Here is an 8,441-nt window from a genome sequence, read left to right on the forward strand (position 1 = left end):
TCTTTGACTGCAATCCGGAAAGGGCGAATTATGCCGTTAAGCGAGTCAAAGTGCTAGAGGAAGTCTATTTGCAAACTCCCATAGAATATAAAATAAATGAAGTGTTCGAGTCTATTCAGGGGGAAGGGGCATTAACCGGTGTGCCTTCCATATTTGTCCGATTACAAGGATGTCCAGTTGGCTGTGCTTGGTGCGATACCAAACATACTTGGACTTTAGACCAGCAATTTCAAGTAGATGCTGAACAGGTGATGGCCGAATCGCAGGAGTCTGAAAATTGGTTTTCGACGTCAATTACACGATTGCTGAAATTGTTCGAAGCGCAAAATTATCAGGCCAAAAATGTAATTTTAACCGGTGGTGAACCTTGTATGTATGATTTGCGTCCATTATGTGACGCTTTATTTGAGCACGGTTATTCAGTATCAGTAGAAACCAGCGGAACCTTTGAAATAAAAGTAAGCTCTAAGACCTGGGTGACGGTTTCGCCGAAAGTCGATATGAAGGGAGGTTTTAAGGTTAGAGAGGATGCCATTTATCGAGCGAATGAAATCAAGCATCCGATAGCCATGGAAAAACATATTGAAGAACTTGAAGAGTTGTTAGTCTGGGCTAAGCAAACACCGGCCCCGTTAGTTTACTTGCAGCCCATTAGTCAGCAAAAAAGAGCAACTGAACTGGCGGTGAAAACATGTATAGCTAAAAATTGGCGGTTGTCGTTGCAAACCCACAAGTTCATTGGTATTGAGTAATGGAGTAGTTGTCGTTGGAAAAAATAGAAAAGTTCTTTAGTGAATATGGCAAAGCATTGGAGCAAGGTTTAGTTAGCAAAGTTTCAGAATTTTCTGGGAAACCACTGGTGATAGTGACGGACGAAACTAAGATGATTTGTCATTCTCAGAGTGAAATTGAGAATATTAATGGCGATATCATTGCTAAATTAAAAACCGGTGGTGTGGTCAAATATACACCCAAAATAATTCAATCAATGCGCTTATCTGACAGTGTTATTTTTGTGAAGGTGCGATGGGCGTTGTGCGATCAAAATGAGAAAGTCGTATTTAACTGCTATTGTTCTTATACCTTACAAATAGATGAAGTGGACTTGTTTAAGATTCTCATCATAGTGGTCGATGACGAACAAAAACAATTTAGTCAGTTGATGAAACAACACGGGGTTTAAGCAATGAAACAGATAATTGGAATGTTGATATTGTCAGTATTTTGCCATGTTGCCACAGCAGCAACATGGGAAATAACCTATCCTCGACCGATGTCCGACGATGATCGCCGCCAAGACTATCCAGTTAAGCTGCTAGCTTTAGCCTTAGACCAGACCGGAGTTAACTATAATTTACAAGCTGCCAATGTTGTTATGTTGCAGGAAAAGTCGTTAAAACAATTGGCAGAAAACAGATCTGTTAACGTTGTTTGGAGCATGACTGATACGGACAGAGAGAGTCGACTTCTGCCTATTCGAATCCCGATTTACAAAGGCTTAATTGGTTGGCGAGTATTTTTAGTTAAGAAAAACCGGCTTACTAAATTTAAGAACATAGATACAATGCAAAGCTTGCTCAAATTTAAGCCTATTCAAGGTTTTGATTGGCCCGATACTAAAATCTTACAGTCAAATGGGTTTGATGTCATAACCTCTAAAAACTATTCAAATTTATTCACTATGCTGGCTAATAATCAAGGTGACTTTGTTCCCCGTTCGTTAATCGAAGTTTGGAAAGAGTACGACGCCAATTTTATGGATGAATCCATTGTGGTTGAACCCACCTTAGGGATTAAATATCCGGCAGCCATGTATTTTTTCGTGAATAAAAGTAATCGTACATTAGCTAAGTTGTTAGAAAATGGTCTAGAAAAAGCCATCGCCAACGGCCAATTTGATAAATTATTTTTAGCAGAATTCAAAGATATTTTCGAGCGCTCGAATATGGACAAACGATTCTTTTTCCAAATCGATAACCCATTAATCGCACCAGAAATGCCAATCGACCGCAAAGAATTATGGTATTAACCACAGGTAGCATGGCCTTTAGACCACGGAATTTCACCCAGAGATAAACCAATATCGAGGTTTTTCCAACCTACCTCGGGGCTAAAGCCACCGACTACAGGATGTATTTCTCGGGGTTGTAGCATGGCCTTTAGGCCATGGATTTGGCTCGGGGCTAAAGCCACCGACTACAGGGAAGGTATTTCTCGGAATTGTAGCATGGCCTTTAGGCCATGGGTTTGGCTCGGGGCTAAAGCCACCGACTACAGGATGTATTTCTCGGAAGTGTAGCATGGCCTTCAGGCCATGAATTTTCGCCCAGAGATAAACCAATATCGGGGTTTTTCCAACCTACCTCGGGGCTAAAGCCACCGACTACAGGATGGATTTCTCAAGGTTGTAGCATGGCCTTTAGGCCATGAATTTGGCCCAGAAATAAACCAATATCGAGGTTTTTCCAACCTACCTCGGGGCTAAAGCCACCATCTCGGGGCTAAAGCCACCGACTACAGGATGTATTTCTCGGAAGTGTAGCATGGCCTTTAGGCCATGAATTTGGCTCGGGGCTGAAGCCACCATCTCGGGGCTAAAGCCACCGACTACAGGATGTGTTTCTCGGGGTTGTAGCATGGCCTTCAGGCCATGGAGTGTCCCAAGCCCTATACCTCTTGGGGAAAGCCACCGATATATAAGGCGAGGTCTTTATTTCGCGCAAAAAAATGGGGCTAAAAAGCCCCATTTTTGGTTTTTACTAGCGGTTATGACTTGCCGTGAACACTGATTACAGAGCGTCCTGATGGATCAGCCATATTCTTAAAGCTTTCATCCCACTCTAAGGCTTCTACGGTACTACAAGCGATAGATTTTCCACCGGGTACGCAGTTCGCCGCGCTTTCTTGAGGGAAGTAACCTTCAAAAATGGTGCGATAGAAATAACCTTCTTTGGTATCTGGTGTATTGTGTGGGAAACGAAATTCAGCGGTAGCGAGTTGCTGTTCTGTCACTTCATTATCAACATAGTCTTTGATGGAATCAATCCAAGAATAACCTACACCGTCACCAAACTGTTCTTTTTGACGCCAAAGTACTTCAGGTGGTAAATATTCGCCATTATCAAAGGCTTTACGAAGAATCCATTTTTCCATTTTGCCGTCAAGACACATTTTGTCTTTTGGATTAAGACGCATAGCCACATCAAGGAACTCTTTATCCAAGAATGGAACACGGGCTTCTACACCCCAAGCTGCTGTTGCTTTGTTTGCTCTAGCACAATCAAACATATGCAGACGGTCTAATTTACGTACTGTCTCTTCATGGAATTCTTTTGCATTTGGTGCTTTATGGAAATACAAGTAACCGCCGAATATCTCATCAGCACCTTCACCAGATAGTACCATTTTGATACCCATAGCCTTAATTTTACGACTCATTAAGTACATTGGTGTAGCAGCACGGATGGTTGTAGTATCGTAAGTTTCAAGATAGTAAATAACGTCACGAATGGCATCAATACCTTCTTGAATAGTAAAGTGAATCTCGTGATGCACAGTGCCTATCATGTCAGCTACTTTCTTAGCCGCCACTAAATCTGGCGCACCTTCAAGACCTACTGCAAATGAGTGTAGGCGAGGCCACCAAGCGTCTGACTTATCTTCGTCTTCTATGCGTTTGGCTACATATTTAGCCGCAATTGCCGAAACCAAAGATGAATCCAATCCGCCTGATAACAATACCGCGTAAGGCACGTCAGACATCATGTGAGATTTAACTGATTTTTCAAAGGCGGTTTTCAGGTCGTCTAAGTTAGTAGTCTTGTCTTTGACTGCGTCATAAGACATCCAATCTCGTTGATAATATTTTTTCAATTCGCCAGTTTTACTCCACAGGTAATGTCCTGGGGGAAATTCTGAAACTGTTTTACATACTGGTACCAACGCTTTCATTTCTGAAGCAACATAGAAGTTTCCATGTTCGTCAAAACCAGTATATAGAGGGATGATGCCGATATGGTCACGGGCGATTAAATACGCATCTTGCTCTTCATCATACAAAATGAAAGCGAACATGCCTTGTAGCTCATCTATAAATTCAATTCCTTTTTGTTGGTACAAAGGAAGAATTACTTCACAGTCTGACTTTGTTTTAAAGTCATAAGGTTGCGCAAGATCTTTTTCTAACGCTTTGTGGTTATAGATTTCACCGTTGACAGCCAGAACGTGATTATTATTGCGGCTAATTAAAGGTTGCGCTCCAGTATCCACGTCTACGATCGCTAAGCGTTCGTGACTCAAGATTGCGCTATTATTATTCCAAATACCTGACCAGTCAGGGCCACGATGGCGTAGCAATTTGGAAAGCTCTAACGCTTGCGTCCTAAGTTCTGATACATCAGTTTTGATGTCCAGAATGCCGAATATTCCACACATAAAGGTTTATCTCTCTTATATCCAAGTTTAAGGTAAGGGAAAAGTATCGCAAGAATGAGACTGATAAAGGAAATAACTTTTTCGAACAGCTCAGATTTTTATGACGTATATCCTTTTCCAACGGGTGAATTTGCCAGCATGAGCAAAAATTGCAAGGATAATATGTAATTTATTTTCAATTATTTAAATTAAGTACGTAACTTTACAATTAATTCATTGAATTCGATGAAAATAACACCCATATGTAACTTAAGCGTAACAAAACTAATAAATTATCTATCAGTAAACTATTTTTGCAGGTAACTTAAACTTTTCGATTGAAAAGCTGCTTAATAAATATCTAATCTATTTTATAGATTATCATGATTTATTTTAATCATTATTTTTAAATGGATGATGGCTGTACTATTCACCCAACTAACCGGAATTATTAATTAATTGGAGATTTACATGACACAAACCAATCCAAACTTTGAAGACAAAACGGGTCAAAAGGTCCCTTCTGTTACTTTTCGTACTCGTCAAAATGACGAATGGGTTGATGTTACAAGCGACGAGCTTTTTGCTGGCAAAACAGTTGTTGTTTTCTCGCTTCCTGGTGCATTTACACCAACTTGTTCATCTACTCACTTGCCTCGTTACAATGAATTGGCAAAAACATTTAAACAAAATGGCGTAGATGACATTGTTTGTATGTCTGTAAACGATACTTTTGTAATGAATGCTTGGGCAGCCGACCAGGAAAGCGACAATGTTACTTTAATCCCAGACGGTAATGGCGAATTTACTGACGGCATGGGTTTGTTGGTTGATAAAAACGACCTTGGTTTTGGCAAGCGCAGCTGGCGTTATTCAATGTTGGTAAAAGACGGTGTGGTAGACAAAATGTTTATCGAACCAGATTTACCTGGTGACCCGTTCGAAGTATCTGACGCTGACACTATGCTTGAATATATTGCCCCAGGAGCTGCAAAACCAGAAGCTGTAAGTATCTTCACTAAACCTGGCTGTCCTTTCTGCTCAAAAGCAAAAGCGTTGCTTAAAGACAAAGGTTATTCTTACGAAGAAATCGTTATGGGAGCGGGCGCTACTTTAACTTCGCTTAAAGCCATCACCGGTCGTGATACTGTTCCACAAGTATTTATTGGTGGAAAACACATTGGTGGTAGCGAAGAATTGGAAGCTTATTTCAAATCATAAGTAATGAGCATCGAAGAATAAATTAAAAAACGGGCGTTAGCCCGTTTTTTTTTGCATCCGTCCCCGTAGCATGGCCTTTAGGCCATGGGTTTCTTGCTCGTCAATCTCGGTGTTGAAACGATCCATCTCGGGGCTAAAGCCACCGACTACAGGTGTAGCATGGCCTTTAGGCCATGGGATTTTCGCTCGCCAATCTCGGTGTTGAAACGATCCATCTCGGGGCTAAAGCCACCGACTACAGGTGTAGCATTGCCTTTAGGCCATGGGGTTTTCGCTCGTCAATCTCGGTGTTGAAACTATCCATCTCGGGGCTAAAGCCACCGACTACAGGTGTAGCATGGCCTTTAGGCCATGGATTTCTTGCTCGTCAATCTCGGTGTTGAAACGATCCATCTCGGGGCTAAAGCCACCGACTACAGGTGTAGCATGGTCTTTAGGCCATGGATTTGGCTCGGGGCTAAGCCACCATCTCGGGGCTAAAGCCGCCGACTACACAGATGGGGTTTATAATGTTAAAAAAACGTAGCAATGGGGGATTGGGCTGTTTATAGTATTTTAACTACAGTGTTTATGGCCCATTTCTATGTCAAAATTATCCTTAATTGTCCTCGGACTGTCGCTATTTGTTGTTCAAATTAGCCATGCTAAAAGTCCTGATTGGCTAATTCCGTTCAAAACCTTTTATGCCGAAGAGCTTGGTACAACCGCGGATTGTAAAAGTCCTAAGCCCTTTGTCTACAAAGTCTGCTCTTCTGCCCTTAAAAACGACGGCAACGGAGCATATGTTTACCATCACAATCAACCCACAGATACAACAGTGGTGTTATTCCATGGTTTGAGTGATTCACCTTTCTTTTTTGAATCCATTGCTCCTGCTATTCATCAACTTGGTTACACTGTGATTGTCCCGTTGTTACCTGGGCACGGCAAATTAGATGCAGATGATGATATGGAGGACGGCGATTTAGCAAGACGCTGGACCTCTCATGTAGACGAAGTCATGGCATTTGCCCACACTTTAAGCCCGAATGTATACATCGGTGGCTTTTCAACTGGAGGTGCACTTTCAGCGCAACACGTGTTGACTCATCCTGATCAGCAAAAAGGATTAATTTTATTTTCTGGCGCTCTGGCACTAGATGAATCTGTTGAAGGAATGGCAGGGATTTGGGGAATTAAGTCTTTAGCAAAGTTGCTTGATTGGAGTTATCAAACGCAAGGACCTAACCCTTTCAAATACCCTGAAGTGTCGCGTCACTCTGCATTTATGTTAACTGATATTATTTTTGACGTTCGCGATAAATTAGCTGACGGAAATGTCCTTAATCTACCGATTTTTTCTGTTCATTCAGAGGCTGATGCAACCACGCCAATTCGAGGTGTAAAAGACTTTATCAAACAAAACGCCGGACAAAGTGAAACATTTTTTATCGATGCCTCCTACCAAGTTTGCCATGCTGATTTAGTGGTAAGTGAATCGCAATTGATTGATATGCAATATGATGCATCTAAAGTTGATGAGTCTGAGTCTTGCAAAGTTCCCAAAGCAAACCCAAAGCATGCAGAAATGATAGCGGCTTTAATTCACTTTCTAAATAACAATAAGTAGTTAATTTATGTCTAAAATGTTTACCTTGTACGGCGCCCAAATGTCACTTTACACGGGGAAGGCTAGAGCTTATCTAACCTACAAAAAAATTCCTTTTCGAGAGGTATTTTCGTCAGTCAAGGTTTACAAATCCATTATAGAACCCAAAACTGGGGTTCGATTTATCCCTGTTGTTGAAACGCCTGAGGGCGAATTTATCCAAGATACAGTGCACATTATTGACGAATTGGAAAAGCGTTTTGAGGCGCATAGCATTTATCCGGCCACTCCCAAGCAACAGTTGGTGTCAGAAATATTTCAATTATGGGGTGATGAATGGTTAGTCATTCCAGCTATGCATTATCGTTGGAACAAAAATAATTTTCCGTTTATATATGAAGAGTTTGGGCGAGTAGCAACGCCTAACATGCCTGCATTTGTGCGTCGTTTTTTTGGTAAAAAATTGGCGAGCAGATTCAAAGGGTTTGTACCTGCTTTAGGCATTACTGAAAAAACCATTCCAGCAATCGAAGACTGGTTCGAAAATCACGTTTTAGTGGAATTAAACAAGCACTTTTCTAGCCACGAATTTCTGCTAGGTAGCCGGCCGTGCGCAGGTGATTTTGGATTATTCGGACCCTTATATGCGCATCTTTATCGTGATCCAGTACCTGGCGCGATTTTAAGGGAAAGAGCCCCACATGTTGCTAAATGGGTAGAACGGTTACGAAATGCTCCTAAAAATGTTGGAAGTTGGTTGGAAGATGACAAAATTCCAGAAACCTTAATGCCGTTGTTAACTCGGATTTTTAAGGAGTTTTGGCCGGTATTAATGCAAAGTGTTGAGAAAATACAAGAATGGATTGTGGATAACCCCACAGTTGACAAAATTCCTCGGAGTATCGGTTTCCATGATTTTAGCATTGGTGGAATTACCGATAAACGGGCGATTATGCCGTTCCATCAATGGAAATTTCAAAGAGTAGTGGATGTTTATAACAAGTTTGATGTCGAACAAAAGGCAGATGTTGATCATTTTATAAACGCTTCATTTGGCCTAAAGGTTGAGGCTTTGCCGATGTCTAAAAGGTTGCAGCGTAAAAATAATAAATTGGTCGTTGCATAGAAAATGGCGGTGTAGCATGGCCTTTTAGGCCATGGGTTTATCACGGGATTTTCCCAATCCAATTTCGGGTTTAACCTATCCATCTCGGGGCTA

8 protein-coding genes are annotated in these 8,441 nt (G+C 41.4%); 6 read left to right on the forward strand and 2 right to left on the reverse strand.

Annotated elements, in window-relative coordinates; translation table 11 throughout:
* The first annotated feature begins 68 nt into the window (after window positions 1–68).
* The 3 genes from queE to ABWV72_RS20665 are packed head-to-tail and all read left to right on the forward strand — an operon-like array spanning window position 69 to window position 2,029.
* On the forward strand, window positions 69–752 hold the full coding sequence (gene queE / locus ABWV72_RS20655; protein WP_353372836.1) for a 7-carboxy-7-deazaguanine synthase QueE: 684 nt from the start codon (window positions 69–71) through the stop codon (window positions 750–752).
* 14 nt (window positions 753–766) lie between these two features.
* Window positions 767–1,183, forward strand: coding sequence for a DUF6841 family protein (locus ABWV72_RS20660; RefSeq protein WP_216048021.1), 417 nt, complete (start codon window positions 767–769; stop codon window positions 1,181–1,183).
* Between the two features lie 3 nt (window positions 1,184–1,186).
* Window positions 1,187–2,029: a transporter substrate-binding domain-containing protein gene (locus ABWV72_RS20665; RefSeq protein ID WP_216048022.1), complete on the forward strand. Its 843-nt coding sequence runs from the start codon at window positions 1,187–1,189 to the stop codon at window positions 2,027–2,029.
* Here the strand turns inward: ABWV72_RS20665 and ABWV72_RS20670 are convergent.
* On the reverse strand, window positions 2,026–2,154 hold the full coding sequence (locus ABWV72_RS20670; protein WP_353372838.1) for a hypothetical protein: 129 nt from the start codon (window positions 2,152–2,154) through the stop codon (window positions 2,026–2,028). The two genes, ABWV72_RS20665 and ABWV72_RS20670, sit on opposite strands and share 4 nt — an antisense overlap.
* Window positions 2,155–2,766: 612 nt before the next feature.
* Complete coding sequence (gene asnB, locus ABWV72_RS20675) at window positions 2,767–4,434, reverse strand: asparagine synthase B (RefSeq protein WP_353372840.1); 1,668 nt, start codon at window positions 4,432–4,434, stop codon at window positions 2,767–2,769.
* A gap of 450 nt (window positions 4,435–4,884) precedes the next feature.
* Here asnB and ABWV72_RS20680 point away from each other — a divergent pair, with 450 nt between their 5' ends.
* The 3 genes from ABWV72_RS20680 to ABWV72_RS20690 all read left to right on the forward strand — a co-directional run bounded on the left by ABWV72_RS20680 (window position 4,885) and on the right by ABWV72_RS20690 (window position 8,348).
* On the forward strand, window positions 4,885–5,634 hold the full coding sequence (locus tag ABWV72_RS20680) for a glutathione peroxidase (protein WP_353372842.1): 750 nt from the start codon (window positions 4,885–4,887) through the stop codon (window positions 5,632–5,634).
* A 583-nt stretch (window positions 5,635–6,217) separates the two neighbouring features.
* The gene (locus ABWV72_RS20685) at window positions 6,218–7,243 is read left to right on the forward strand and encodes an alpha/beta hydrolase (RefSeq protein ID WP_353372844.1); all 1,026 of its coding nucleotides are present in this window, start codon (window positions 6,218–6,220) and stop codon (window positions 7,241–7,243) included.
* Window positions 7,244–7,250: 7 nt separating this feature from the next.
* On the forward strand, window positions 7,251–8,348 hold the full coding sequence (locus tag ABWV72_RS20690) for a glutathione S-transferase family protein (protein ID WP_353372846.1): 1,098 nt from the start codon (window positions 7,251–7,253) through the stop codon (window positions 8,346–8,348).
* Window positions 8,349–8,441: the final 93 nt, after the last annotated feature.

This window comes from Aliiglaciecola sp. NS0011-25 (genome assembly GCF_040370605.1).
GTDB lineage: Bacteria > Pseudomonadota > Gammaproteobacteria > Enterobacterales > Alteromonadaceae > Aliiglaciecola > Aliiglaciecola lipolytica_A.

Bases quoted from the DNA above. Each gene is read 5' to 3' on its own strand.
- ABWV72_RS20665 (WP_216048022.1), top strand. From the start codon at position 1,187: ATGAAACAGATAATTGGAATGTTGATATTGTCAGTATTTTGCCATGTT.
- ABWV72_RS20670 (WP_353372838.1), bottom strand. From the start codon at position 2,154: ATGCTACAACCCCGAGAAATACATCCTGTAGTCGGTGGCTTTAGCCCC.
- asnB (WP_353372840.1), bottom strand. From the start codon at position 4,434: ATGTGTGGAATATTCGGCATTCTGGACATCAAAACTGATGTATCAGAA.
- ABWV72_RS20680 (WP_353372842.1), top strand. From the start codon at position 4,885: ATGACACAAACCAATCCAAACTTTGAAGACAAAACGGGTCAAAAGGTC.
- ABWV72_RS20685 (WP_353372844.1), top strand. From the start codon at position 6,218: ATGTCAAAATTATCCTTAATTGTCCTCGGACTGTCGCTATTTGTTGTT.
- ABWV72_RS20690 (WP_353372846.1), top strand. From the start codon at position 7,251: ATGTCTAAAATGTTTACCTTGTACGGCGCCCAAATGTCACTTTACACG.